We start from the raw sequence: 26,142 nt of genomic DNA, 5'->3' as shown, positions 1-26,142 counted from the left end.
CGGTCGTCACCCGCGGCCGATCGTCGTCGGGCCCGTGCATCCGCCCGCGCCTGGTCCGGCAGGATGGACGGCATGACTGTGGGGACACTGGTGCTGCTCCGGCACGGAGAAAGCGAGTGGAACGCGAAGAACCTCTTCACCGGTTGGGTCGACGTGGACCTGACCGCCAAGGGCGAGACCGAGGCCCGGCGCGGCGGTGAGCTGCTGGCCCAGCACAACGTGCTGCCCGACATCGTGCACACGAGCGTGCTGCGGCGGGCCATCCGTACCAGCGAGCTGGCGCTGCACACCGCCGACCGGGGCTGGATCCCGGTCCGCAGGTCGTGGCGGCTCAACGAGCGGCACTACGGCGCGCTGCAGGGCAAGAACAAGAAGCAGACCCTCGAGGAGTACGGCGAGGAGCAGTTCATGCTCTGGCGTCGCTCCTACGACACGCCACCGCCGCCGATCGCCGACGACGACGACTGGTCGCAGGTCGGCGAGGCCCGCTACCGGGCACTGCCACCAGAGCTGATGCCACGCACCGAATGCCTGGCCGACGTGGTGGACCGGATGCTGCCGTACTGGTACGACGAGATCGTGCCGGACCTGCTCGACGGGCGGCAGGTGCTGGTCGCCGCGCACGGCAACTCGCTGCGGGCGCTGGTCAAGCACCTGGACGGGATCTCCGACGAGGCGATCGCCAAGCTGAACATCCCGACCGGCATCCCGCTGCGCTACGACCTCGACGGTGCGCTGCGTCCGATCAACCCGGGCGGCGACTACCTCGACCCGGACGCCGCCGCGGCGGCAGCCGCCGCAGTCGCCAACCAGGGCCGCTGACGGCAGGCTTCGGGCGGTACGGCCGGGTGCCGTACCGCCGGAAGCCGCGTCCCACCTGGCTGGCCGATCGGCCGGCGGGCCAGCCAGGAGCAGGCACCGTCGGTGCCGCGAGCGGCGGGTTGGACGGCCGGTCAGCTGGTCACCCGGCCGGGTTGACCCCGGTCACGTGGTAGACGACCCGCCGACCGGCGTTGACCGCGTGGTCGGCGTACCGCTCGTAGAACCGGCCCAGCAGGGCACCGTCGATCGCGGTCTCCGCGCCGTACGGCCAGTCCTTGCTCAGCAGGATCCGGAACAGCTTGCTGTGCAGGTCGTCCATGGCGTCGTCGTCGCCGTCCAGCTCGGCGGCGGTCTCCGCGTTCGGCGTCCGCAGTACCTCGATCACCTTGGCGATCATCCGGTCGGCGACCTGCGCCATCTCGTCGAAGACGTCGCGCAGCTCGGCCGGCACGGCCGGCGACGGGTGCCGGCGTAGCGCGGTCTTGGCGACGTGGTCGGCCAGGTCACCCATCCGCTCCAGCCCGGACGCCACGTGCAGCGCGGTGATCGCCATCCGCAGGTCGGAGGCGACGGGTGCCTGTCGGGCCAGCAGGTCGCTGACCTTCTCCTCGACGGTGCGGTACAACGCGTCGATCTCGGCATCACTGACCAGCACCAGCTCGCCGGCCTCGCGGTCGGCCTTGAGCAGCGCTCCGGTCGCCCGCCGCAGCGCGATCCGGGCCGCTTCGGCCGTCGATACCAGCAGGTCGCTGATCTCCTGCAGCTCGGCCTGGAACTCCTCGCGCATGGTGACCTTCCGTCGTCGTCGTGGCCAGGGGCCGGCTCGGCCCCCGCCGGTGGTGCTTCGGCCCCCGCCGGTGGTGGCGGATCGACCCTGCCGGGCCGGCCGGTGTCGCCCACACGGTAGGGCGGCTGCGGGGCGGCCAGATGAACTGCGGTGAACGAAGCTCGGATTCAATGTGAACATCTGGCGATCGCGGTGGCAAATGTCCTGTTCCGGTGGCCGGTCAGGTTAACAATGACTCTACGATCGCCCCGTGGATTGGGCGGTTCTGGCCGGCGGCACGGCCGTCGGCACCGGCGGCGGGCTCGTCGCCGGGCTGCTCCTGGCGCGAGCCCGGGCACGACATCTGGCATCCGCTGCCGCGCGAGGCGGCAGCGGTCAGCGCACGCCCAGCGACAGGAGGCCATCGATCGTCGCGAACGACACCGCCCCGCCGGCACCGCAGCGCGGCCTCCTGGACGCCCTGGCCCGCAAGAGCATCGACTCGCTGCGCGTCGGGGTGGTGGTCCTCGACGCCAGCGACGTGCCGGTGCTGGTCAATCCGGCGGCCCGGGCGATGGGCATGCTCCGGGCCGGGTCAACCCCGGGCAGCATCGCCGCCCACCCGATCATCCGTACCCTCGCCGGACAGGTCCGGCGCACCGGGGTGCGCCGCGAGGTCGAGCTGGACCTGCCCCGGGGCAGGGAAGGCGGCACCCAGGACCCGCTCGGCGTACACCTGCGCGCCGTCGGACTCAGCGGCAACCACGTCGCGATCGAAGCCGCCGACGTGACCGAGTCGCACCGGGTGGCCCGGGTACGCCGGGACTTCGTCGCCAACGTCAGCCACGAGCTGAAGACGCCGATCGGCGCGCTGCAACTACTGGCCGAGGCGTTGCTGGACGCCACCGATCCGGACAGCGCCATCGCCGGGGCGTCCGCCGGCGGCCCCGACCCGTCCGAGGACGTGGCAGCTGCCCGCCGCTTCGCCGAACGGATCCAGCACGAGTCGACCCGGCTCGGTCGGCTCGTCAACGAACTGCTGGAACTCACCCGGCTACAGGGTGCCGAACCGCTGCCGGCCCCGGATCCGCTCGCCGTCGACTGGGTTCTCGCCGAGGTCGTCGACCGGACCCGGACCACCGCCGCCGCCCGCAAGATCGAGGTGGTGGTGGCCGGGGAACGCGGGGTGACGGTCTACGGCAGCGACAGCCAGATCGCCACCGCGGTGGCCAACCTGGTGGAGAACGCGGTCGCGTACTCCGGCGAAGGCACCCGGGTCACCGTGACCGTGGACCGCGACGATGAGTACGTCGGCATCGCCGTGACCGACCAGGGCATCGGAATCGCCCCCGACGAGGTCGACCGGATCTTCGAACGGTTCTACCGGGCCGACCAGGCGCGCTCGCGGACCACCGGCGGCACCGGACTCGGCCTCGCCATCGTGAAACACATCGCCACGAACCATGGCGGTCGGGTGGATGTGTCAAGCACGCTTGGTGGCGGGTCGACGTTCACCCTGCGGTTGCCTGCCAGCCCGCCGGACGAAGCCCTGCCGTTGCCCGAATCGGTTGAGATCGAGGCTGGTCCGGCCACGTCTTCGCAGGTCTGAGCGATCAGGCCGGACATAGGGAAGGAAAATCAGGTGGCCCGGGTACTCGTGGTCGAGGATGAAGAGTCGTTTTCCGACGCGCTCTCCTACATGCTGCGCAAAGAGGGATTCGAGGTGTCGGTGGCGCCGACCGGCACGGTGGCGCTCACCGAGTTCGACCGGACCGGCGCGGACATCGTGCTGCTCGACCTGATGCTGCCGGAGATGTCCGGCACCGAGGTCTGCCGGGAACTGCGCCAACGCTCCCGGGTGCCGATCATCATGGTCACCGCCCGGGACAGTGAGATCGACAAGGTGGTCGGGCTGGAGATCGGTGCCGACGACTACGTCACCAAGCCGTACTCGCCACGCGAACTGGTCGCCCGGATCCGGGCCGTGCTGCGCCGGCAGAGCACCGAGGTGGCCGAGCCGACCACCCCGACGTTGAGCGCCGGCCCGGTCCGGATGGACGTCGAACGGCACGTCGTCACCGTCGCCGGTGGGTCGGTGCAGCTGCCGCTGAAGGAGTTCGAGCTGCTCGAGCTGCTGCTGCGCAACGCCGGTCGGGTGCTTACCCGGGGGCAGCTGATCGACCGGGTGTGGGGCGCGGACTACGTAGGCGACACCAAGACGCTCGACGTGCACGTCAAGCGGCTGCGCTCCAAGATCGAGCCGGAGCCGTCCGCGCCGCGCTACATCGTCACCGTGCGCGGGCTGGGCTACAAGTTCGAGCCCTGATCCGGGCGTACCGCCCGGCACGCCCTGGGTCGGTCCGGCCCGCCGCGGGTCCTGATCAGTCCGCCCGTCGGGCGGTCGGCGGTCGGCGTCGCGGCGTCGCCGGATGTGCCGCCACCAGGCCACGGCGGGCGCGGGCCGCGCACAACTCGGCCAGCCGGGCGTACGCCGCCGTGCCGATCAGCGCGGTCAGCTCCGGCTCGTACGACAGGTACATCGGTTCGGTGCCGACGTGCGCGTCCGGCGACGAGGTGCACCACCAGTGCAGGTCGTGCCCGCCGGCGCCCCAGCCGCGCCGGTCGAACTCGGTCAGCGTGGAAACCAGCATCTTGCTGTCGTCCGGGCGTTTGGTCCACTCCTGGTCACGGCGGATCGGCAGCTGCCAGCAGACGTCCGGTTTGTACTCCAGCGGATGTACCCCGTCGCGTAGCGCCTGGGCGTGCAGCGCGCAGCCACCACCCCCGGGGAAGTCAGCGTCGTTGTGGAAGACGCACGGCCCGTCGGCAGACTGGGTGGCGGTGCGCCGGGCCGGATTGTTGCCGTCGATGCTGTCCATCTCGGTGTAGTTCTTGAATCCCCGCCGGTAGTGCTGCCAGGTCTGCGGGGTCAGCCGCTTCGCCGCCGCCTTCACCCGCTCCTCGTCGTCGGAGTCGGTGAAGAACGCGCCGTGTGAGCAGCACCCGTCGGCGGCCCGCCCGGCGATGATGCCGTGGCAGGACTGCCCGAACACGCACGTCCAGCGGGACAGCAACCAGGTCAGGTCGGCCCGGATCAGATGCTTGGCGTCAGCCGGGTCGACGAACTCGATCCACTCCCGGGGAAAGTCGAGTTCGACCTCCCGGCTACGGGGGTCGTCCGGTTGCTCGACCAGAATCCGGAGCTCGTCGCGACGTGCCACCAGGTCAGCGTACGCCTGCCACCAGGTACGGGCCGGGCAAGCGGTGGCCGGCGGGCCGGTGGCCGGCGGGCAAGCGGTGGCCGGCGGGCAAGCGGTGGTCGGCCGGTGGGCGGTCGGGGCAGCCGGCCCGCCGGGTTGGCCTAGGGTGATCACATGCGACTGGGCGTGCTCGACGTGGGCTCCAACACCGTGCACCTGCTCGTGGTGGACGCACACCCCGGTGCCCATCCGTGGCCGGCGCATTCGGAGAAGTCGCTGCTGCGGCTCGCCGAGCAGATCGGTCCGGACGGCGCGCTGACCGACGCCGGAGCGGACGCGCTGGTCGAGGCGGTCACCGCGGCGCGGGCCGCCGCCAACCACTGGCAGACCAACGAGCTGATCGCCTTCGCCACCTCGGCGGTCCGCGATGCCACGAACTCGGCACAGGTGCTGGCCCGGGTTCGTGCCGAGACCGGGGTGCACCTGCAGGTGCTCTCCGGCGCCGCCGAGGCCCGGATGACGTTCCTGGCGGTCCGCCGCTGGTTCGGCTGGTCCGCCGGCCGACTGCTGGTTCTCGACATCGGCGGTGGGTCGCTGGAGCTGGCGGCCGGGGTGGACGAGGAGCCGCACCTGGCCCAGTCGTTGCCGCTGGGGGCCGGCCGGTTGACCCGGGAGCGGCTCGGCCTCACCCCGTTCACCGCCAGCCCGCCGGTGGCGCAGTGCGTCACCGAGCTGCGGGAGTACGTCGACGCCCAGGTGCAGCCGCTCGTCCCGCAGTTGCAGGCGCAGGGCTGGGATCGGGCGGTCGGCACGTCGAAGACGTTCCGGACGTTGGCCCGGCTGGCCGGGGCAGCGCCGTCGGGTGCCGGGCTGTGGGCACCGCGTCGGCTCACCCGTACCGGCCTGCGGCAGGTGACCGGATTCATCCGGCACATCCCGCCGGCGGAGCTGCATGAGCTCGAAGGAGTCAGCGCCAGCCGTGGGCATCAGTTGCTGGCGGGGGCGGTGGTGGCCGAGTCGGTGATGCGGCACCTGGGCATCGAGAAGCTGGACATCTGCCCGTGGGCGCTGCGTGAAGGTGTCATCCTGCGCCGGATGGCCCACCTCGACCCCACCTGACCCGACCCCTCCCCACCCCACCCCCTCGCGACGATCTTGCAGTTATCGACAACATTTGCCTGATTTGTCCATCGATAAGTGCAAGATCGTCGGGATCTTGGGGCGGTGCCGGGGGGTGGGTGGGGTCGCTGATCGGCGGGGTTCGGCGAGCCGGGCTAGGCTGGGCGACGTGACCTCCGCGGTACCCGTGTTGCTCTCCAGCTCTTCGGTCTTCCCCGAGCCGACGGCAGCCGCCTTCGAACTGGCCGCCGCGCTCGGCTACGACGGCATCGAGGTGATGGTCTGGACCGACGCGGTCAGCCAGGACGCCGGTGCGCTGAAGGGTCTCACCGCGCACTACGGCGTGCCGGTGCTCGCCGTGCACGCCCCGTGCCTGCTCGTCACCCAACGGGTATGGAGTGCGGATCCGTGGGAACGGCTACGGAGGTCCGCCGTGCTCGCCGAGACCCTGGGTGCGCCCACCGTCGTGGTGCACCCGCCGTTCAGCTGGCAGCGTGACTACGCCCGTACCTTCACCGAAGGCCTGCGGACCCTGCAACGTGCCCACCCGGACCTGCGGTTCGCGGTGGAGAACATGTTCCCGGTACGCATGGCCGGCCGCGAGTTCGTCCCGTACCAGCCCGGCTGGGATCCGACCGCCGTGGGCTACGACGCGTACACCCTCGACCTGTCGCACTGCGCGGCCAGCCGGGCCGACGCGCTCACGCTCGCCGACACGATGGCCGGCGGGTTGGAGCACGTGCACCTCGGCGACGGCAGCGGGCTCGGCCGCGACGAGCATCTGGTCCCCGGCCGGGGCAACCAGCCCTGCGGGGAACTGCTCGACTCACTGGCCCGGCGCGGCTTCCGCGGCGCGGTCGCCGTCGAGGTCAACACCCGGGGCGCCCGCAGCCGTCCGGTGCGGGAAGCAGACCTGCGTGAGGCGCTGGAGTTCGCCCGTCGGCACCTCGCGGCGGGAGTTGGCGAGGGCAGCGAGCGGTCGGCGATCGCCGACCGACCGGCCACCTGAAACCGACCGGCCCGGCCCGGGGCGGCCTCAGGAGACGGTCAGCAGCGGATTGTCGATCGCCGCGCGCTTGCGGGCCCGATGCGCCGCCACGTGCGACCGGGTCGCGCACCGCTCGGAACAGAAGCGCCGGCAGCAGTTCGACGACGTGTCCAGGTAGACGTTTCCGCACCGGGCGTCGGCGCAGACCCCGAACCGGGAACTGCCGTACTCGCACAACCAGACGGACAGCCCCCACACCGCACCGGCCAGGTACTCAGAACTCACCGACGCGCCGCGACTGGTCACGTGCATGTGCCAGTCGTTGGAGTCGTGGCCGGAGATCCTGGGCTGCACCGGGAACGCCTCCAGCAGCGAGTTCAGCTCGGCGACCGCCTGCGCGTCGCGGCCGGTGGTGCCGTACTCGAAGACGTCCCGCAGCCGTTTGGCGGCCCGCCGGAAGATGGCCACGTCGCGGTCCCCGACCTCGTCCAGCATCCAGACGTGTTCGCCGTGGAACAGCGCCTTCAGGTCGTCGAGGTCGGCCAGCGGGGAATTGACCAGATCAACTGCGGTCCGCGCGTAGGCGTCGAAGTCCACCCGACAACCGTAGACGATTCAGCCGCTCAGTTGGGCCGCCACGTAGTGCGGCAGGAAACGTGCGTACCCATCGGTTATCAGACCGCTACTCTCCCGCAACCCGGCGCCGGCGGACTCACCCGCCACCACCCAACTGCCCAGCACCAGGTGGTTGCCGTCGAAAGCGGGCAGCGCCCGGAACTGTTGGTAACACCAGCCTTCGGCTCCGTAGTCACCTGGGCTGTCGATTTCCCCGGCGGCAGTCACGATCCGCACCGACGCGCCTTCCCGGCCCAGCAGCGGCTTGGCGACGTACTCCGGCATGTCACGCGGCCCGTCCAGGTACGCCGGCAGCAGGTACGGGTGGTCGGGGAACAGCTCCCAGAGCACCGCCAGCAGCGCCTTGTTCGACAGCAACAGCTTCCAGGCCGGCTCGATCCAGGTGGTCGGGGTGCCGGGTTCGAGCGCCAACCGGCCGTACGGTTCAGCCAGCATCCACTCCCACGGGTAGAGCTTGAAGCAGGTGGTGATCGGCTGATCGGCCGCGTCGACGAACCGTCGGCCGTCCCAGCCGATGTCCAGCATCGGCAGCAACCGCGCGGTCAGCCCGGCCTGACGGGCGGTCTCGGCCAGGTAGCCGGCGGTCATCAGATCCTCGCCGGAGTCCTCCTCGCTCGACCAGGCCACGTGCAGCGTCGGGTGGTACATCCCGGCCTTGATCTGCGCCCATCCCGCCACCAGCCGTTCGTGCAGGCTGTTCCACTGGTCGAGGTGCGGCCGGGTCTCCTCCAGCCAGTACCACTGCACGATCGCCGCCTCGACCAGCGCGGTCGGGGTGTCCGCGTTGTACTCGAGCAGTTTCGGCGGCCAGGAGCCGTCGTACCAGAGGTCGAACCGGCCGTACAGGGAGGGCGGCTGCTCACGCAACGACCGGGCGACCGCGTCGACGGCCCAGGCCGGTAGGCCGAAGTCGGCGTACCGCCGGTGCGTCACAACGTACTCGGCGGCGGCCACCGTCATTCGGTGCAGTTCCTCGGTCGCCTCCTCCAGGCGCAGCACCTCCGGCAGGTCCAGCGCGTAGCAGGCGGTCTCGTCCCAGTACGACATGACGCTGCCGCCGGGCAGCTCGGTGTCGACGTACACCAGGCCCTGCGCCCGTACCGTGGCGTCCCAGTCCGGTCGGGGTCGGCAGGTTTCGCGGCGCAACGTCAGCCGCCGCAGGAAGCGAGGTGCGTGCCGAAGCCACCCCGGTCCGGCACGGTCGCGCCGGCACCGGCGGTTCCGTCGGCCGCGGCCGCGCCGCCGGTCACCATCCCAGCGGAGCCGGCCCGCGCCCCGGGCACCGCCATCGCCACCACGGCGGTGCCGCCGCCGGAGGCACCGGGGCCCATCGACCGGTCGTCGTCGCAGTCGTCGTCGGAAACCATGTTGCACCCGCTGAGCGTGAGCGCCAGCGCGGTGAGCGCACCGAGCTGGACGCTGGCGGATCTGAGCCGGCGGGGAAAAATCTGGTCCACGGCATTGTTGTAGCTCACTCGCGCACCCCCGCCGCGCCCGGGCCTTGAGCGCTGGTCGGGTCCGACGAGGCAGCGGGGGTTACTCTCGCCCTATGCTTCGCTCGGTCATCCTCGCCGCGTCCCGGTCGACCGCGATCGAACGGCTGGTCGCCACCACCCCACTGAGTCGTGACATCGTCCGTCGGTTCGTCGGTGGCACCACGATCGACGAGGCGCTGAGCGCCGGCGCAGAGTTGGCCGGCGCGGGTCTGACGATCAGCGTCGACCATCTGGGCGAGGACACCACCACCCCGGAGCAGGCCAGCGCGGTACGCGCCGAGTACCTCGCCCTGCTCGACGCGTTGGACCGGGCCGGGCTGGCCACCGGAGCCGACGTCAGTCTCAAGCTCTCGGCGCTCGGGCAGCGCTTCGAAGACAAGGCCGCGACCGACCATGCGCTGGCCATCTGTGTCGCCGCGTCGGCTGTCGGCTGCACCGTGACCCTCGACATGGAGGACCACACCACCACCGACTCGACGCTGGATGTGCTGCAGACGCTGCGGGTGGATCATCCTGACACGGGTGCGGTGCTGCAGGCGTACCTGCGGCGGACCGAGGCGGACTGCCGGGAGCTGGCCACCCTCGGGTCGCGGGTCCGGCTGTGCAAAGGTGCGTACGCCGAGCCGGAGTCGGTCGCCTACCAGTCCGCGATCGACGTCGACAAGTCCTTCGTACGCTGCATGAACATCCTCTTCTCCGGCCCGGGCTACCCGATGGTCGCGTCGCACGATCCGCGGCTGATCGCGATCGCCGAGGACCGCGCCCGCTGGTTCGACCGGGCGCCGGAGGAGTTCGAGTTCCAGATGCTGTACGGGGTCCGGCCAGCCGAGCAGCAGCGGCTCGCCGAAAAGGGCTACACCGTACGGGTCTACCTGCCCTACGGCACGGACTGGTACGGCTACCTGATGCGCCGCCTCGCGGAACGCCCGGCGAACGTGGCCTTCCTCGGCCGGGCGTTGCGTTCGCGCAACTGAGCTGGCACCGGGCATCGACGCAACCCCGGGCCCGATCGTGGAGATCAGCTCACCCGTATCATTCGGCGCGTGACCGACCGGCAGGATCCCGAGCCGACCGAGCGGCCCGACCCGGCGAAGCCTGAGCCGACGGCTGCCGGAGAGCCAGGTCCGTCCGTGCCGGCCGAGCCGGAGTCCGTGCCGGCGGAGCCTGCGCCGTCCGTGCCGGCGGAGCCGGCGGAGCCTGCGCCGTCCGTGCCGTCCGTGCTGGCGGAGCCTGCGCCGACTCCCGTGGTGCGGGAGCCGACCCCGGTGGTGGGCCGACGGTCGGACGACCGTCGTTGGTCGGTTTGGCCGATCCTCGCGGTGGTCGCCACGCTGCTGTTCTGTGCCGCGCCGGTGGTCGGCGCGGTGGCGCTGGTCGACCGGTTGCCGATGCCGGATCCACCGGCGGTGACGCCACTGGTGCCCGCGTCGACCGGTCCGGTGGCCAGTCCGCTGCCCGGCGACCCCCCGGAGGTCACCCAGGCGTGGCTGCGTACCCAGATCGCGGCGCTGCTGGACCAGCAGGCGGCGGCGCTGCTGGCCGGTGACGAACGGGGTTTCCTGGCCGTCGCCGAGCCGGGATCGGTGGCCCGCGAAGACTTGGCCCGGCAGTTCCGGACCCTGCGGGCCATGCAGGTGACCGCCTGGCAGCCGTCGATCAGCACGATGCCGACCGTCTTCGACCCGGCTGCCACCACCGGCATCCCCCGCCCGACCTCGGCGCCGGTGCCTCCGTCGCCGACGGCAACGTCCGGACCCACCGCGTCACCCACCCCCGGGGTGGTCGCGGCACCGGCCGGCTACGCCCAGACGCCGACGCCGACGCCGACCGCGACGCCGACCGCGACTGTCGGTGTGCCGCCGGCCCCGACGACCGGGCAACCGGGCGATTCGCAGCAGACCGGTACGCAGTGGCGGTTGCTGGTCAGCTATCAGCACTGCTTCGTCGTGCCCTCCTGCCGGACCAGCCCGGTGGTGGTCGGCCAGCGGTGGAGCACCGACGGCCAGCGACTGCGCCTGGTCGCCGTCGAGCCGTCGCTGACGCTGCAGGACGGGCCCCGGCCGTGGGAGGTCAGCGAGTTGGTGGTCGCGACCGGTAACCGGACGCTGGTGGCCACCACGGCGGCGTACCGGGATCTGCTGCCGGGGCTGCTGCGCGACGCCGAGGACGCGGCGGCCGTCGCCGACCGGTACGCGATGGCCGGGGACGCTCCGGACCGCTACCGGATCTTCTACGCCGGCGCCGACGAGTGGCTCCGCTGGTACGGCGGTGACCGACCTCAATGGACTGCCGGGTACGCGGTCGCGATCGGCGGCGGGCACTACGAGATAGTGCTCAACGGCACCAACCTGCGTGACGCCCTCCGCCCCGACCTGCTGCGCCACGAGTTGACCCACGCCGCGTCGCTGCCCGACGGCGGCAACCGAGAGCGCGCCGCCTGGTGGTTGATCGAAGGCCTGGCGGAACACGCTGCGTCCGGTGGGCGCCCGGTGGTCCGGTACGAAGGACTGGCCAACGTTCGCCGGCTGGTGCTGGAGCAGGACTGGCAGGGGCCGCTCGACAGCGTCGAGCCGACCGTCGATGCGCAGAACTGGCAGGTCAGCGCCGGCTACGGGGTGGGTTATCTGGCGGTACGGCATCTGGTGGACCGGTTCGGCGAAGAACGTACGATGGCCTTTTTCCGCTCGGTGGTGCACGACGGTCTGGACCTCGACGAGGCTGCCCGGCTGCAGTTCGGCGAGCCCTGGGAGGGGCTGCACCAGGCCTGTGTCGACTACGTGCGGCGGGCCGCGGGCTGAGTGCCGGACCCGGCCGGTCCGCTGCCGGTGCGGTCGTGGCCCGGTCGCCCGTACGGGTGCCGACCGCCGTCCGGCACGATCAAATGACGGAACGGATCGCGCCGGTCACAGTTGCCCCGTTACGGTACTGGTAACACGTGCGTTGCCCGTCGCGGCGCGGAACGGTCCCGCCGGGCGGCACGCGCCGGGGAATGGGATGGGTTGGTGAACCATGGCAGGATCACCACAGTCCGAGGGCAGGTTGTCGGAGGTCAAGTTCCTCACCGTCGCCGAGGTGGCGAAGGTGATGCGGGTGTCCAAGATGACTGTCTATCGACTAGTGCACTCAGGTGAACTCTCCGCGGTGCGCGTCGGCAGGTCGTTCCGGGTGCCGGAACACGCTGTGCACCAGTATCTGCGCGGAGCCTTCCGGGAGTCCGCCTGACAGGATCGCCGAAGGTCTGGTACCAGCGTGGCAGCCGGTCGTCGCCGGGGCCGCGTTGGTGCCGCTGACACGCGCGGGCTAGGCTTGACACCGGCTGTGCCGTCGTGTGCGTGGGTGAGCAAGTTGCGCGATCGTTTCCTGGTGCGGGTGAACCTGCCCGCGGGTGATTCCTCGCGCTGGTGAACCCGCCGCCGGCCGGTCGGTTGTCCAGTTCGGTCCATGTGCCAGCCGCACCCTCGCGGCCCACGGACCGACCCGCACGTTCGTTGGGAAGGCTTTCGTATGGGCTCCGTGGTCAAGAAGCGCCGCAAGCGTATGGCCAAGAAGAAGCACCGCAAGCTGTTGCGCAAGACTCGCGTCCAGCGTCGACGTCTCGGCAAGTGACCGGAGCCGGGCGGTATCTGCCCGGCTCACTCGTACTCCGGTCACCCGCCGGCATTTGGAGGGCCGCATGGTGAGGTCCCCGACCGTCGTGGTCACCGGGACCAGCCGTTTCATCGGTGCCCGGGTCGCCGGCCGGCTCGCCGCCGATCCTCGGGTCGGTCGGGTCATCGGCCTGGACTCGGCCATCCCGTCGTCGGCCCTCGCCGAACTGCTGCGTGACGTCGACCAGGTGCGCGCCGATGCCGGTGCGGCCAGTGGCATCATCGCGGACGTCGACGCGGAAGCCGTCGTGCATCTGGCCGTGGTCAGCGGACCCGACCAGCAGTACGGCGGCCGCGCGGCGATGAAAGAACAGAACGTCATCGGCACCATGCAGCTGCTCGCCGCCTGTCAGCAGGCGACCCGGCTGCGCAAGTTGGTGGTGCGCTCGTCCACGGCCGCGTACGGTGCGTCGTTTCGCGACCCGGCGGTCTTCACCGAGGAGACCGAGCCGCGCGAGGTGCCCCGCGGTGGGTTCGCCCGCGACATCCTCGACATCGAGGCGTACGTGCGCGGCTTCCGCCGCCGCCGCCCGGACACCACCGCGACCGTGCTGCGCTTCGCGCCGTTCATCGGCTCGACCGCCGAGACCAGTCTGACCCGCTACTTCTCCCAGCCGCTGGTGCCGACGGTCTTCGGCCGCGACCCGCGGCTGCAGTTCGTGCACGTCGACGACGCGCTGGAGGTGCTGCACCGGGCCGTCGTCGAGGACCATCCGGGCACCTACAACGTCGCCGGGCCGGGGGTGCTCACCCTCTCTCAGGCGATCCGTCGGGCCGGGCGGGTCGCCGTACCAGTGCTGGAGCCGGGGCTGTCCACGGCGGCGGGCTTCACCCGTACGTTCGGGGTGGGCCGGTACGGGCTCGATCAGATCGACCTGTTCATCCATGGCCGGGTGGTCGACATCAGCAGGCTGACCCGCGAGTTCGGCTTCGTGCCGCGTTCGACGGCGGCCGCGTTCGACGACTTCCGCCGGGCGCACCCGGACAGCGCGGTGCTCGGCGCGGATCGGCTCGCCGCCGCCGAGCAGGCGATCCTGGCCGGTATCCGCCGGGTCCGCGACGGACTGGCCGACGACAAGCAGCGGGAGCCGGGATGACCGTGTCCGATCCGCCAGGCGACGTCTGGGATCAGCGGGTCGCCGCCGGCCTGGCCTTTCTGCGCCGTCGGCTCGCCGGCCAGTACGACGTGGACGAGTTCGGGTTCGATCCCGAGCTGACCGAGAGTGTGTTCCAGCCGGTGCTCCGGGCGCTGTACCGGGACTGGTTCCGCACCGAGATCTCCGGCGTCGAGCACGTGCCGTCGAAGAGCGCCGGGCTGGTCGTCGGCAACCACTCCGGCACGGTCGCGCTGGACGCCATGGTGCTCTCCGCGATCCTGTACGACGAGCACCCCGAGCACCGGCACCTGCGGCTGCTCACCGCGGACCTGGTCCTCCGGCTGCCGTTCCTGTCCGAGCTGGCCCGCAAGCTCGGCGGCACGATGGCCTGCAACCCGGACGCGGAACGGCTGCTCACCGGCGGTGAACTCGTCAGCGTCTTCCCGGAGGGTTTCAAAGGAGTCGGCAAGCCGTACTCGCAGCGTTACAAGTTGCAGCGGTTCGGTCGAGGCGGGTTCGTCTCGGCGGCCATCCGTACCGGCGCTCCGATCATCCCGGTGGCGATCGTCGGTGCCGAGGAGATCTACCCGATGCTGGCCGACGTCGCCCCGCTCGCCAGGCTGCTCGGGCTGCCCTACTTCCCGGTGACCCCGACGTTTCCGCTGCTGGGGCCGCTCGGCCTGGTCCCGCTGCCCAGCAAGTGGCTGATCGAGTTCTGCCCGCCGATCCCGACGACCCAGCTCGCCGACCACGCCGACGATCCGCTGGTCGTGTTCAACCTCGCCGACCAGGTGCGGGAGACCATCCAGCAGGCGCTGCACCGGCTACTGGAGCGTCGACCGGACCCGTTCGGCCGCTGAACCGGTGTCCGCCCGCCGGTTCGGGGTGGCGCGAAGCCGGGTCAGTCCAGCAGGGTACGCAGGTCGAGGTGCTGCCAGGAGATCGTCTCGTTGTCGCCGACCGACCACCACAGCGTGCCGCCCCGACACAGCACCATCCCCACGCCGTCGGCCACCACGAGCGCCTCGTCGAGCTGCAGGTCGTAAATGATCAGCTGCTGTGAGTTGCTGAACCCGTTCGGCTCGGCGGACAGCGACAACACCTCGAACCGGTCCAGCACGGCTACATCGATGGTGCTGGCGGTGACGGTGCCGTCGCCGACCCGGCGGCGGTCGGTACCGTCCGGACGCATCAGGTCGATCCGACCCGGGCCGTCTGCGGCGAGCACCAGCACCCGGCACCAGCTCGGCCCACAGGTGACCAGTTCGGTCGGCCCGGCGGGCACGTCGACGTAGCGGCGTTCCGCCAGGTCACGGACCCGGATCGGACCGGTCTCGCCGCTGCCGGCGCTGACCATCTTCGGCCAGGCGGACAGTGCCCAGGCCCCCGGATCGGTGCGTACGGTCACCTCGCCACCGGCCAGCGGCACGGACCGCAGCTCCGTCGCCGGCTCCGGGTCGGGAGCGACCGCCACCCAGTACAGGTTGCCGTCGTTGATCACCATGTCGTACTGGGAGTTGAAGAAGACGACGTCGCCGGTGTCCGCGGTCAGCTGGCGTGGCTCGGGAGCGTCCCATCGCGCGGTCCACAACTCGGTGCGCCCCTGCCCGTCGGTGTCGGCGACCGACTCGGACCAGGCCAGCACGGCTCCGTTGGTGGTGAACCCACCGAACTGCGGGGTGGCTGCCAGCGGCAGCCGGCGTAGCTCCCGCACCGTGTCGCCGCTGCGCTGGACCAGCCGCAGCATGGTGCCGTCCGGGCTGGGGGAGGTGCCGACCGAGGTGGTGCTGTCGAGAAAGAGCATCGGGCTGTACGCCGGCCCGTCCGGCAGGTTCGCCGGCAGGTCGGTGATCTGGGCGTCCGGCCAGACCTCCGCCACCGTGCGGAGCCGATCCGGCTGCTCGGACGAGGTCGGCCCGGCCGGGGGCAGCCCGACCAGCAGGACGGTGGCGGCCAGTGCGGCGGCCAGGCCGACGAGATGCCACGGTCGGCCCCGGCGGTGCCGACCCGGCGGCTGAGCTGGCGCTCCGGTCGACTCGACCGGGCTAACGGTGACCGTCACACCGATGACCTTCCTGACATGAACCGTAGGCGGGCCGGCAGGGTCAACTGGACGTCCACCGGCGGCGGACGGCCAGGCCGGCCGAGACCGCGCCGACGAGGAAACCCGCAGCGACCGTCGACGGTACCGCGATCCTGGCCGCCCGGCGACCGGTCCGGAAGTCGCGGATCTGCCAGCCGCGTTCGCGGGCCTGCCTGCGTAGCGCGGTGTCCGGATTGACGGCGACCGGGTGCCCGACCGTCGAGAGCATCGGTAGATCGTTGACCGAGTCGCTGTACGCGCTGCAGCTGTCCAGGTCGAGCCCTTCCACGGCGGCGAGTTGTGCGACCGCCTCGGCCTTTGCCGGCCCGTGCATCAGCTCGCCGACCAGTCGGCCGGTGTACGCACCGTCGACGACCTCGGCGACGGTGCCGAGCGCACCGGTGAGTCCGAGCCGCTGGGCGATCACCCGACCGATCTCCACCGGGGTGGCGCTGACCAGCCACACCCGCTGTCCGGCGTCGAGGTGGGTCTGGGCCAAGGTGCGGCTGCCGGCCCAGATGCGGGGCGCCATCAGCTCGTCGAAGATCTCCTCGGAGAGGCGTTCCACGTCGTCGACCCGCCATCCGGCGACGAACGCCAACGCCGCTTCGCGGGCCCGGGACAGGTCCCCGGCGTGTTCGGCGGCCAGCAGCCGGAACCGGGCCTGCCGCCATGCGAACTGGGCGAGGTCGGCGGTGGTGAAGTAGTTGCGGGCGGCCAGTCCACGGGCCAGCCAGTAGATCGACGCGCCGCGCAACATGGTGTTGTCGACGTCGAAGAAGGCTGCGGTACGCGGGTGTGGGGTGACCGCCGTGTCGCTGGTCGGCTCGGCGCTCGCCCAGCCTGCGGTGTGGCCAGCGGCGTCCGTGCTGATGGTCAGCTTGCGGGTGCGCGCCACGCCAACATCACTCCCGTCCGTTACCGGATCTGGTTCGCCTCCAGCGAGAGTAGCCGGGCGTGGCGTCTCGTGACCGGGGCCGGTACGGTCGTCACCGTTCGGCGGCTGGCTTGTCCTTGACCGCCGGTCGAGGAGTGTTCGGTAGTGCCGTTTCGGCGTTACCGATCTCCGGCTCGGCGAGGGTCGGCTGCTGCGGCGAGCTCGACGGCCAGCTGCCCTGCTCCGGTGTCTGGTCGGCGCCTGCCGCCGGGGCCACCTCGGTCCCGTCGGCGTCGGCGGGCTCTTCGGCCGTCGACGGCAGGGTGGGCTGATCCTGCGGGACACGGTTGCCCGTCTCACCGGTGCGTCGTCCGGTCCCGCAGGTCGTCGGCAGCGGACCGAGTACGTCGAGATCCGGGTCGGTGTCGGTGGGCGCGGCGCAGGTCAGCCCGTTACGTAGCGACTGGGTCCGGGCGCGTACCTCGTCGAGCAGGGCGAGCGACTCCGCCGCCCGGTCCCGGGTGACGGAGGTGGTGGCGGACAACTCACGCAGGCTCGGTCGCTGGGCCACGACGAAAGCGTCGATCGCGTCCAGCGGCTGCTGGTCGCCGCGCTGGATGGCCGCGGTGGTGAGCAGCCGAACGCCCTGGCGGGTCTGCCCGTCCATGTCGTCGAGTACGGCGTCGAACGCGGTCGCGTCGTGGTGCACGGTCTGGGCTTCGGCCATCCGGACCTCGGCGAAGCCGAGGAACAGTTGACCACGGGAGACGTCGGAATGGGCCAGGGCGAGCTGGGCGCGCTCGGTGGAGCGTTTCATTCCGTACAAGGTGTCGCCGGGCAGTGCCTGCTCGGTGGCGGCTGACATACCGGAGACGGTGATCGCGCCGAGGGCGACGGTGGCGATGATCGCCGCGCGGGCCCGGGCACGGCCGGCGGCCGTGCCGGGTACCCGGGTGCCGGGCCGGCTCGACCGGGCGGACCGGGTCCGGCTGGGCCGGGGGCTCTCGACGGCCGACGCGGTCGCCCCGATGCCTTCACGCTCGGCTGTGGCGATCAGCACCGCGCGCAGATGGGCCCGGAAGTCCGGGTCGACGCCGCTGGCCGGCGGCTGCTGCATCTCGGACATCCGGCGGCCGAGCGTGGTGAGTCCGGCCAGCTCGTCGTCCAGTGGGTCACGGACATGGCGCCGCCCACCGTTTTCGTTGCGGTCGAGAAGTTGTGCGAATCGCTCGGCGCGTCGACGGAAGAAATTGATCTTGCTCATCGCGGACACCTCCCTTCGCAGGTCACAGCTTCAGCGGCGGGTGTCGCCGCCGTCCGGCGCGACCATGGCCAGGTTGGCTGGGGAGGTGACCCGTGCGGACCCTGGCACGCCGGCTGGTGGCTGGCTCCGCAACGGTGCCACCGGTCGCATCCCAACAAACGGCTGAGTGGCCAGTTCGGTTACGGGTCGGTGGCGAGAATCATCACTACGCGTGACCAATGTTGCCGACGGTGTCGCTGTGATCACGGTTGGAAACCGTCGGGCAGCAACCGGGCCAAGGCGCGTACCGCGCGATACTGCAAGGCCTTGATCGCGCCTTCGTTCTTGCCCATCGCGCGAGCCGTCTCGGCGACCGAAAAGCCTTGCAGGAAGCGCAGAACGATGCACTCCTGCTGCTCCGGGTTGAGCTGCTTCACGGCGGTCAACAAGGCGACATTGGTGATGTGGTCGACGACTGCCGCTTCCGGGCTGCCCTCAAGGCCACGGTCCTCGCGCTCCGCATCCATTACGTCACCGGTAGTAACTTCGAGTCGGTACCGCCCCGACTTGAAGTGGTCCGCCACCAGGTTGCGGGCGATCGTCACCAGCCAGGCGCCGAGGTCACGGCCCTGCCAGGTGAAGCTGCCGATCCGCTTCAGCGCCCGCAGGAACGTGTCCGACGTCAGGTCCTCGGCCAACTGCCGGTTGCCGACCCGGAAGTAGACGAACCGGAAGACGGTGTCCACGTACCGGTCGTAGATCAGCCCGAACGCCTCGGTCTCGCCGGCCTGGGCGCGTTCGACCAGTGCCCACACCTCGCGCGCCGGATCGGTCGGGTCCGGCCGGGCCGGATAACCGCCTGGTGGGGCACCGGACCGCCCGCCCTGATCGGGGATGACCGGCAGGACGGTCGTCTCCGCGTCGTTGCCGTCGGGCTGGGTCGGCATGGTCGGCCGGGCCGGGGTGGCGACGCCACCGCCCATCGGCTTGTTGTTGGCCCCCTGCTGGTGGCGGGTCGGTGTTTCGTTCGAGGGTGGGATGCGTGGCGTGGTCCGGCGGGTGCTCCCGTCTCCGCGCATCGTGACGCTGAGCATGTCGTACATCGACTCGCGTAACCGGATGAGTCCTTCGGCGAGAGCCACCTGGGCGGCCTGTGCCTGGGGACTGTGCGTCGGGTAGGCGATCCGCGGGGAGTAGACACTCATCTGGCGTTCTCCGTTCGTGCCCGTGGCGGCCTGGCCGGCTGGACGGCCCGGACACCTGGCTCGGTGAGATGGGTGCCGGCACGCTCCGGCGTTTCGGTGGAACGCTCCATCGACCGACACACCTCCCTGAGGTGCTGGTGCGGTGCGTTAACGGGCACAGCGGCCTCCTCGGGCTGAGGGGTGGCGACTCATGGCAAAACGGGTGAGCCGACCCAAGGCGATGATAGGGCCAACGTCACCCACGCGTGTGGAGTCCGTTACACAACGACAGAGTATTTCCGTGGGGCGGCGTGCCCATGTCGCACAGACTGTCCGCTGTCGGTTACCCGACGCACAGTTGTCGGGAAGCGGTACGCTGCCCGGCGTGTCGCGCGCCGAACCCCGGATCACTCTGATCACCCGCCCCGGCTGCCATCTGTGCGAGGTCGCCCGGGAGGCGGTCGCCCGGGTGACCGCCCAGACCGGCGACGAATGGGTGGAGTGGGACGTGACCACCGACCTCGAGCTGGAACGCGACTTCGGCGAACGGCTGCCGGTGGTGCTGCTCGACGGGCGGGAACACGGCTACTGGCGGGTCGAGGAGGACCGGCTGCTCGCCGACCTGCGCCGGCCGACCTGAGCGGCTGCGGGGCCCGGTATCGTGCCGGACGTGGCCACGGAGAAAACCCACCTCGTGTGGGACTGGAACGGGACCCTGCTCAACGACCTGTCCCTGGTGGTCACCTCCACCAACCACGCGATCGCCACCGTCGACGGGCCGGTGCTCACCCCGGAGCAGCACCGCGTCGCCTTCCGCCGGCCGGTCGCCGACTACTACGCGGACGTACTCGGCCGAGCAGTCGACGCCGCGGAGTTCGGCCGGCTGGACCGGATCTTCCACGACGCGTACCGGGCCGGACTCACCAGCTGCGCGCTGGCGGAGGACGCCGAACAGGCGCTGCGGAGCTGGCCGGGCAGCCAGTCCCTGTTGTCGATGTGGTTCCACGACGAGTTGGTACCGCTGGTCGAGACGTACGGCCTGACCCCGACCTTCCGCCGCATCGACGGGCTGCGTACCGCCGTCGGTGGTGACCGCAAGGCCAGCCACCTCGACCGGCACCTGACCGAGTTGGGGGTGGACCCGGCCGAGACCGTGCTCATCGGTGACTCGATCGACGACGCCGACGCCGCGCAGGAGGTTGGTGCAAGTTGCATCCTGTACACCGGCGGATTCACCGACCCGGGCCGACTGCTCGCCCGCGGGGTGCCGGTCGCCGAGACGCTGAGCGAAGCGGTCCTTCTGGCCACCCGGCACGACTGAGCCCAGCGACGGAGCGGTCAGCCGCGTAGGTAGGCCAACACCGCGAGTACCCGGCGGTGCTGCTCGGTGTCCGGCGGCAACCGCAGCTTCGAGAAGATGTTGTGCACGTGCTTCTCGACAGCGCCATCGGTCACCACCAGCAGGCGCGCGATTGCGCCGTTGGACCGCCCTTCGGCCATCAGCCCGAGCACCTCACGCTCGCGCGCGGTGAGGTCGCGCAACGGATCGTCCCGCCGTCGGCGTACCAGCAGCTGGCTCACCACCTCGGGGTCGAGCACGGTGCCGCCGGCGGCGACCCGGCCGAGCGCGTCGAGAAACTCCGTGATCGCCGAGACCCGGTCCTTGAGCAGGTAGCCCACCGCACCGGCCCGGTCGGCGAGCAGGTCGTCGGCGTACGAGACGTCGACGTACTGGGAGAGCACCAGCAACGGCGCCCCCGGCCGCGACCGGCGGATCTCGACCGCTGCCCGCAACCCCTCGTCGGTATGCGACGGCGGCATGCGTACGTCGACGATCGAGACGTCGGGACGGTGCTCGGCGACCGCCGCGACCAGCGCCGGCCCGTCCCCGACGGCGGCCACCACCTGGTGGCCGTGCTCGGTCAGCAGGCGGACCAGCCCTTCCCGCAGGAGCACCCCGTCGTCGGCGATCACCACTCGCATGGCTGCAATGTCTACCACCGTCGTGGTCACCGCTGCTGTCCTGGCGGACACCGGGTCGGTCGACATCGCCGGGTCAGCCCGGTAGCTCGGCACGGATCTCGGTGGGTCCGCCGGCCGGGCTGGTGACCGTCAGGCTGCCGCCGTGCGCCCGTACCCGGTCGGCCAGACCAGCCAACCCGTGTCCCTTGGCCACATGCGCCCCACCGGCCCCGTCGTCGGTGACGGCGATCGTCAACCGGCCGTCGCGCCGGTGTACGGCGACGGCGCAACTGGTGGCCCCGCTGTGCTTGGCGACGTTGGTCAGCGCCTCGGCCACCACGAAGTACGTGGTGCTCTCCGCCCCGGCCTCGGGTCGGCCGGCTGCGGTGGCGAGCGGCGGATCGACCGCCAGCTCGACCGGCACCACGCTGCGGGCGGCGAGGGCCGCGAGCGCACTCGGCAACCCCCGGTCGACCAGGATCGGCGGGGCGATGCCGCGTGACAACGCCCGTAGCTCGGCCAGGGTCTCCCGGGTCTGGTTGAGCGCCTCGTCCAGGGTCCGCTGGGCGGCATCGGGGTCGACCGACAACTGTTCGCGGGCCCGGCCCAGGTCCATGGCGAGCCGGACCAGGCGCTGCTGCGGCCCGTCGTGGATGTCGCGCTCCAGCCGGCGGAGCGCGATCGCCTCCGCGCTGACCGCCGCCTGCCGCTGCTCCTCCAGGATGGTGATCCGGTGACGCAGCCCGGGTACTCCGGTGAGCAGGCCACGGGCCAGACCGGCATCGAGCAGGGCGCAACCGCGTACCACGATCGGAAGGGTGACCAGGAAGAACAGGCCGATCGTGGTGTGTAGCGCGATCCGGGTGGCCGACGCGTCACCCAGGCCGAGCAGCTCCGCCAGGCCATCGTCCGACGCGGTCGGTGCCGGCAGCAGCCAGTCGTACATCCAGTACAGCGACCCGGCCGCCGCAAGGGCCCACCAGCTCAGGGTCACCGATCCGGCGATCAGCGTCACCGGCAGTCGCAGGATGCCGTACGCCAGGTCGAGCCAGGATTGCGGATCCGCCAGCGGTATCAGCAGCCGCCGCCAGGTGCCGGCCTGCGGCCCGGCGGCGCGGTAGCTCGCCCGGACCGCTCCGGTGCGCAGCACACCGGCCATCCGTCGCCGCTCCAGGTGGGCGAAGGCGCGGGCGGCGTACAGCGTGCCGGTGAGGATCGGCAGCCCGATGACGGTGACGACCATTCCGAGACCGACCGAGAATCCGACGACCGTGACGATGAAGCTGGCCAATGCGAGCGGCAGGCCGGCGGCGACGAACAGGGTGTCGGAGCCGAGCCGGCGCAGCATGTCGACCGGCGGGGCGGGGACGACCGTCGCGGGCGGGGACGTCGCGGCGTGCGGTACGGAGCTGGCCTGCGGTACGGAGCTGGCGTTGGACATGTCAGCGACGCTAGGCGGCGGCGGGGCGGGGGTCACTCACGCCGCCATGCCGATCCGGGTGAGGCTGGCCCTACTCACGGAGCGCCGAATGGCAAAAAGTCAGAATTTGTGAACAATGATGCTGTTGTTACCGGGTGGGAACCGGCGAAGCGGCTACCGTGGATATGTTGGGCCGTCTACCTCGGTCGATCAAGATCGCGATTTGTGCACGCCTTCACAAGCGCCTACGCTGTAACCCTGACGAGCCCCGATAGCACAACAGGTGACGGCGGTTGCCACAGGGGCACCGGACTGACCGGCCGGGCCGGCGGGTCAATGATCGCATCGCACGGAGACACATGAGTCAGCACCGCCAGCCAGGCGCGTCCGGGCGGGTCGACGCCGTTCCGGCGCTGCCGGACCTCCCTGAGGCGACGGTCGGCCGACTCCCGGAGTATCTTCGCGCGCTGCACACCCTCGCCGAGTCCGGTCACGAGACGGTCTCCAGCGAAGGACTCGCCAACGCGGCCGGGGTCAACTCGGCGAAACTCCGCAAAGACCTGTCCCAACTGGGTTCCTACGGCACCCGAGGTGTCGGCTACGACACCACCCTGCTGATCGAGCAGATCGAGTACGTGCTCGGTCTCACCCAGCGGCGGGCCGTGGCGCTGGTCGGGGTCGGCAACCTCGGGCACGCGTTGGCCGGCTACGCCGGGTTCGTCAGCCGGGGCTTCCGGATCGCCGCGCTGTTCGACGCGGACACCGCCCGGGTCGGCGAGCAGATCAACGGACTCGTCGTCCGGCACATCACCGAACTGCCGGCGGTCGCCGCACAGGAAGCGATCGCCATCGGGGTCATCGCCACTCCGGCGGCAGCCGCGCAGCAGGTCGCAGACGAGCTCGTCGCCGTCGGAGTCACCAGCATCCTCAACTTCGCGCCCTGCGTACTGACCGTCCCCGCAGGGGTCGACGTCCGCAAGGTCGACCTGGCGATCGAGCTGCAGATTCTCTCCTTTCACGAGCACCGCAAGTCGGCCTCCGGTCACGAGCACCGCAAATCGGCGCTGACCGCGATCCCCGGCGGGCTGGGCACCGGCGCGGGCGCCGCGACCGGTTACGTCGCCGGCGTGGACCCGGGCCTGCACCGGGCCGCCGGCCCGCTGCCGACCGGGCCAGCGGAGGCGGTCGGATCATGAATCTGATCGTCGTCGGCGCGTCCTACCGGACCACGCCGATCGCCACCCTGGAGCGGTTGGCCGTGGCCGCCACCGACACCGCCGAGGTACTGCGTCGGCTGCTCGCCCAGCCGTACGTCGACGCCGCCGTGGTGCTCTCCACCTGCAACCGGGTCGAGGTGTACGCCGCCGTCAGCGGATTCCACGGTGGCCTGGCCGACATCTGCGCCGTGCTCGCCGAGCGATCCGCCAGCCAACCCAACGACCTCGCCGAGCACCTGTACGTGCACTACGGCCAGGCCGCCGTCGAGCACACCTTCCGGGTGGCCGCCGGGCTCGACTCGATGGTCGTGGGCGAGGCGCAGATCCTCGGCCAGCTGCGCGACGCCTACCACGCCGCGAACGAGGCCGACGCCTCCGGTCGCCTGCTGCACGAGCTGATGCAGCAGGCGCTGCGGGTCGGCAAGCGGGCGCACTCCGAGACAGACATCGACCGGGCGGGGCAGAGCGTCGTCAGCGCCGCGCTGCGGGTGGGCGCCGAGGCGCTGCCCGGCGGGCTCATCGGCCGGGCGGTGCTGGTCCTCGGCGCCGGCGCGATGGGTGCGCTGGCGGTGGCCACCCTGGCCCGGCTCGGCGTGGAATCGGTCCAGGTGGTGAACCGCCGGGACGACCGCGCGGTCCGGCTCGCCGGCACCTACGGCGCGACCGCCGTGCCGTACGCCCAGTTGACCACCGCGCTGGCCCAGGTCGACCTGGTGATCAGCGCGACCGCTTCCGCCGAACCGGTGCTGACCCGCGACGCCCTCGCCCAGGTGCTGGCCGGGCGGCCGACCGACCGGACCGGCCCGCTGGTCCTGCTCGACCTCGCCGTGCCGCGCGACGTCGAACCGGCCGCCGGCACCCTGCCCGGCGTCTCGGTGATCGACATCGATGCCCTGGCCGGCGTGCTCACCGACGCTCCCGCCGCGGTGGACGTGTCGGCCGTCGCCCAGATCGTCGCGGCCGAGGTCGAATCGTTCCTCGGCTGGATGCGCGGCGCCGACGTGGCGCCGACCGTCGCCGCCCTGCGCGGGCGCGCCGACGAGGTGGTCGGTGCCGAGCTGCGTCGACTAGCCGGGCGGCGACCGGACCTGACCGATGAACAGCGCGCCGAGGTCGCCCACACCGTGCACCGGGTGGTACAGCGGCTGCTGCACTCGCCGACGGTCCGGGTCCGTCAGTTGGCCGCCGAGCCCGGCGGCGACCAGTACGCCGCGCTGCTTCGTCAACTGTTCGACCTGGAGGAGCCGCAGACCTCGACCGCCAGCGACGTACCCGACCTGCGCGACGTACCCGACCTGCGCGACGTACCCGACCTGCGCGACGCACCGGACCCGGCGCACGGCCCGACCGGATCGGAGGCCGACCGATGAGCGCACTGCGGTTGGGCACCCGGACCAGCGCCCTGGCCCTGGCCCAGTCGGGTCGGGTCGCGGACGCGCTGCGTGCCGTCACCGGACGTGACGTCGAGCTGGTGGAGATCGTCACCGCCGGAGACCGCTCCACGGCGCCGGTCGCCACGCTCGGCGTCGGAGTGTTCGTCTCCGCGCTCCGGGACGCGCTGACCAGCAAGGAGATCGACTTCGCGGTCCACTCGTACAAGGATCTGCCTACCAGCGGACCCGCCGAGCTGATGGTCGCCGCGGTGCCGCCGCGGGAGGATCCGCGCGACGCGCTGCTCACCCGGGACGGCCGAATGCTCGTCGAGTTGGGGCCCGGCGCTACCGTCGGCACCGGCGCGCTGCGCCGGATCGCGCAGTTGCACGCCCTCGGCCGCCAACTGGTCGTGACGCCGATCCGCGGCAACGTGGACACCCGCATCGGGCGGGTACGCGGTCCGCAGGCCGATCTCGACGCGGTCGTGCTGGCCAGGGCCGGGCTGACCCGGCTCGGCCGGACCGCCGAGATCACCGAAACGCTCGACCCGATGCTGATGCTGCCAGCACCCGCCCAGGGCGCGCTCGCGGTGGAATGCCGGGCCGATGACACCGACCTGGTCGAGCTGCTCAGCCTGCTCGACCATGCGACGACCCGCGCCGCGATCACTGCGGAGCGGTCGTTGCTGGCGACGCTGGAGGCCGGGTGCAGCGCACCGGTCGCGGCGTACGCCGAAGTCGCCGAGGGGGATGACGGCGACGAGATCTATTTGCGCGGGGCGGTGATCAGCCCGGATGGCCTGCAGGAGATCCGGCTGTCGCGCACCGGTCCCCCGGCCACCGCCGCCGAGATCGGCAAGGCACTCGCCGCCGACCTGCTCGACGCCGGAGCCGACACGATCCTGCCGGGGGCCACGCCCGGCGGCCCGCTCGGGGCGGTGCCCGAGGGCCTGCTCCGGGCGATGCCCGGTGGCGTGGCGACCCAGCGACCTTCAGCGCCCAATCCGTCCGG

The 26,142-nt window shown here is 71.4% G+C and carries 24 protein-coding genes and 3 pseudogenes; 16 read left to right on the top strand and 11 right to left on the bottom strand.

The genetic code is table 11. From position 1 onward, the window contains the following. The first annotated feature begins 63 nt into the window (after window positions 1-63). On the top strand, window positions 64-822 hold the full coding sequence (locus tag ACFHVL_RS04000; RefSeq protein ID WP_416625616.1) for a phosphoglyceromutase: 759 nt from the start codon (window positions 64-66) through the stop codon (window positions 820-822). Between the two features lie 139 nt (window positions 823-961). Here ACFHVL_RS04000 and phoU read toward each other — a convergent pair whose 3' ends face one another. Beyond that, window positions 962-1,609 (bottom strand): phosphate signaling complex protein PhoU, encoded by a 648-nt coding sequence (gene phoU / locus ACFHVL_RS03995; RefSeq protein WP_416625614.1) that lies wholly within the window; start codon window positions 1,607-1,609, stop codon window positions 962-964. A gap of 250 nt (window positions 1,610-1,859) precedes the next feature. Between phoU and ACFHVL_RS03990 the strand changes: the two genes are divergently transcribed. Both ACFHVL_RS03990 and ACFHVL_RS03985 read left to right on the top strand, forming a co-directional pair. Next, the gene (locus ACFHVL_RS03990; protein WP_416625612.1) at window positions 1,860-3,197 is read left to right on the top strand and encodes a sensor histidine kinase; all 1,338 of its coding nucleotides are present in this window, start codon (window positions 1,860-1,862) and stop codon (window positions 3,195-3,197) included. A 33-nt stretch (window positions 3,198-3,230) separates the two neighbouring features. Next, window positions 3,231-3,914, top strand: coding sequence for a winged helix-turn-helix domain-containing protein (locus ACFHVL_RS03985; RefSeq protein WP_416625611.1), 684 nt, complete (start codon window positions 3,231-3,233; stop codon window positions 3,912-3,914). Window positions 3,915-3,969: 55 nt separating this feature from the next. Here ACFHVL_RS03985 and ACFHVL_RS03980 read toward each other — a convergent pair whose 3' ends face one another. After that, window positions 3,970-4,809, bottom strand: a complete 840-nt coding sequence (locus tag ACFHVL_RS03980) for a hypothetical protein (RefSeq protein ID WP_416625609.1) — start codon at window positions 4,807-4,809, stop codon at window positions 3,970-3,972. 153 nt (window positions 4,810-4,962) lie between these two features. On the opposite strand from ACFHVL_RS03980, the gene ACFHVL_RS03975 reads away from it, so the two are divergent. Beyond that, window positions 4,963-5,907, top strand: coding sequence for a Ppx/GppA phosphatase family protein (locus ACFHVL_RS03975; RefSeq protein ID WP_416625607.1), 945 nt, complete (start codon window positions 4,963-4,965; stop codon window positions 5,905-5,907). 169 nt (window positions 5,908-6,076) lie between these two features. Next, window positions 6,077-6,916, top strand: a complete 840-nt coding sequence (locus tag ACFHVL_RS03970) for a sugar phosphate isomerase/epimerase family protein (protein WP_416625605.1) — start codon at window positions 6,077-6,079, stop codon at window positions 6,914-6,916. Between the two features lie 27 nt (window positions 6,917-6,943). On the opposite strand, the gene ACFHVL_RS03965 is transcribed toward ACFHVL_RS03970, so the two are convergent. The 3 genes from ACFHVL_RS03965 to ACFHVL_RS03955 are packed head-to-tail and all read right to left on the bottom strand — an operon-like array spanning window position 6,944 to window position 9,006. Continuing rightward, window positions 6,944-7,492: a CGNR zinc finger domain-containing protein gene (locus ACFHVL_RS03965; RefSeq protein WP_416625604.1), complete on the bottom strand. Its 549-nt coding sequence runs from the start codon at window positions 7,490-7,492 to the stop codon at window positions 6,944-6,946. Between the two features lie 18 nt (window positions 7,493-7,510). After that, on the bottom strand, window positions 7,511-8,677 hold the full coding sequence (locus ACFHVL_RS03960) for a glutathionylspermidine synthase family protein (protein WP_416625602.1): 1,167 nt from the start codon (window positions 8,675-8,677) through the stop codon (window positions 7,511-7,513). Window positions 8,678-8,679: 2 nt separating this feature from the next. Beyond that, on the bottom strand, window positions 8,680-9,006 hold the full coding sequence (locus tag ACFHVL_RS03955) for a hypothetical protein (protein WP_416625601.1): 327 nt from the start codon (window positions 9,004-9,006) through the stop codon (window positions 8,680-8,682). 74 nt (window positions 9,007-9,080) lie between these two features. Between ACFHVL_RS03955 and ACFHVL_RS03950 the strand changes: the two genes are divergently transcribed. The 6 genes from ACFHVL_RS03950 (at window position 9,081) to ACFHVL_RS03925 (ending at window position 14,631) form a co-directional block, all read left to right on the top strand. Beyond that, complete coding sequence (locus tag ACFHVL_RS03950; RefSeq protein WP_416625599.1) at window positions 9,081-10,001, top strand: proline dehydrogenase family protein; 921 nt, start codon at window positions 9,081-9,083, stop codon at window positions 9,999-10,001. A 69-nt stretch (window positions 10,002-10,070) separates the two neighbouring features. Next, entirely contained in the window at window positions 10,071-11,825 is a 1,755-nt protein-coding gene (locus ACFHVL_RS03945) for a hypothetical protein (RefSeq protein WP_416625597.1), read from the top strand. 211 nt (window positions 11,826-12,036) lie between these two features. Then, complete coding sequence (locus tag ACFHVL_RS03940) at window positions 12,037-12,249, top strand: helix-turn-helix domain-containing protein (RefSeq protein ID WP_416625595.1); 213 nt, start codon at window positions 12,037-12,039, stop codon at window positions 12,247-12,249. A gap of 282 nt (window positions 12,250-12,531) precedes the next feature. Continuing rightward, the gene (locus ACFHVL_RS03935; protein WP_007465623.1) at window positions 12,532-12,633 is read left to right on the top strand and encodes a 30S ribosomal protein bS22; all 102 of its coding nucleotides are present in this window, start codon (window positions 12,532-12,534) and stop codon (window positions 12,631-12,633) included. Between the two features lie 67 nt (window positions 12,634-12,700). Then, entirely contained in the window at window positions 12,701-13,771 is a 1,071-nt protein-coding gene (locus ACFHVL_RS03930) for an NAD-dependent epimerase/dehydratase family protein (protein ID WP_416625593.1), read from the top strand. Continuing rightward, window positions 13,768-14,631, top strand: a complete 864-nt coding sequence (locus tag ACFHVL_RS03925) for a lysophospholipid acyltransferase family protein (RefSeq protein WP_416625592.1) — start codon at window positions 13,768-13,770, stop codon at window positions 14,629-14,631. Before ACFHVL_RS03930 ends, ACFHVL_RS03925 begins: the two co-directional genes overlap by 4 nt. 41 nt (window positions 14,632-14,672) lie before the next feature. Here ACFHVL_RS03925 and ACFHVL_RS03920 read toward each other — a convergent pair whose 3' ends face one another. From ACFHVL_RS03920 to ACFHVL_RS03905, 4 genes and pseudogenes are all read right to left on the bottom strand, one after another. Then, a complete protein-coding gene (locus ACFHVL_RS03920; RefSeq protein WP_416625590.1) occupies window positions 14,673-15,833 on the bottom strand; it encodes a hypothetical protein in 1,161 nt (386 codons plus the stop codon). Window positions 15,834-15,876: 43 nt separating this feature from the next. Continuing rightward, window positions 15,877-16,752 (bottom strand): HAD family hydrolase, encoded by an 876-nt coding sequence (locus ACFHVL_RS03915; protein WP_416625588.1) that lies wholly within the window; start codon window positions 16,750-16,752, stop codon window positions 15,877-15,879. A gap of 346 nt (window positions 16,753-17,098) precedes the next feature. After that, window positions 17,099-17,995 (bottom strand): annotated as a pseudogene (locus tag ACFHVL_RS03910) (DUF5667 domain-containing protein); the annotation flags it as partial. Between the two features lie 242 nt (window positions 17,996-18,237). After that, window positions 18,238-19,044, bottom strand: a pseudogene (locus ACFHVL_RS03905) (ECF subfamily RNA polymerase sigma factor, BldN family); the annotation flags it as partial. Window positions 19,045-19,543: 499 nt separating this feature from the next. Between ACFHVL_RS03905 and ACFHVL_RS03900 the strand changes: the two are divergent. After that, window positions 19,544-19,798, top strand: a complete 255-nt coding sequence (locus ACFHVL_RS03900; RefSeq protein ID WP_416625586.1) for a glutaredoxin family protein — start codon at window positions 19,544-19,546, stop codon at window positions 19,796-19,798. A gap of 30 nt (window positions 19,799-19,828) precedes the next feature. Beyond that, entirely contained in the window at window positions 19,829-20,479 is a 651-nt protein-coding gene (locus tag ACFHVL_RS03895; RefSeq protein WP_416625585.1) for an HAD family hydrolase, read from the top strand. A 17-nt stretch (window positions 20,480-20,496) separates the two neighbouring features. Here ACFHVL_RS03895 and ACFHVL_RS03890 read toward each other — a convergent pair whose 3' ends face one another. Both ACFHVL_RS03890 and ACFHVL_RS03885 read right to left on the bottom strand, forming a co-directional pair. Continuing rightward, window positions 20,497-21,141: a response regulator gene (locus ACFHVL_RS03890; protein WP_416625583.1), complete on the bottom strand. Its 645-nt coding sequence runs from the start codon at window positions 21,139-21,141 to the stop codon at window positions 20,497-20,499. A gap of 73 nt (window positions 21,142-21,214) precedes the next feature. Then, window positions 21,215-22,468 (bottom strand): sensor histidine kinase, encoded by a 1,254-nt coding sequence (locus ACFHVL_RS03885; protein ID WP_416625685.1) that lies wholly within the window; start codon window positions 22,466-22,468, stop codon window positions 21,215-21,217. A gap of 431 nt (window positions 22,469-22,899) precedes the next feature. On the opposite strand from ACFHVL_RS03885, the gene ACFHVL_RS03880 reads away from it, so the two are divergent. The 3 genes and pseudogenes from ACFHVL_RS03880 to hemC all read left to right on the top strand — a co-directional run. Next, window positions 22,900-23,736, top strand: coding sequence for a redox-sensing transcriptional repressor Rex (locus tag ACFHVL_RS03880; RefSeq protein WP_416625581.1), 837 nt, complete (start codon window positions 22,900-22,902; stop codon window positions 23,734-23,736). Then, the gene (locus tag ACFHVL_RS03875; RefSeq protein WP_416625579.1) at window positions 23,733-25,127 is read left to right on the top strand and encodes a glutamyl-tRNA reductase; all 1,395 of its coding nucleotides are present in this window, start codon (window positions 23,733-23,735) and stop codon (window positions 25,125-25,127) included. The genes ACFHVL_RS03880 and ACFHVL_RS03875 overlap by 4 nt, the downstream gene beginning before the upstream one ends. Continuing rightward, window positions 25,124-26,059, top strand: a pseudogene (gene hemC, locus ACFHVL_RS03870) (hydroxymethylbilane synthase); the annotation flags it as partial. The gene ACFHVL_RS03875 and the pseudogene hemC, both read left to right, overlap by 4 nt. Between the last annotated feature and the right edge of the window lie 83 nt (window positions 26,060-26,142).

The organism is Micromonospora sp. LOL_023 (assembly GCF_048060115.1).
Lineage (GTDB): Bacteria > Actinomycetota > Actinomycetes > Mycobacteriales > Micromonosporaceae > Micromonospora_E.
This window is presented reverse-complemented; position numbering and strand designations above follow the sequence as displayed.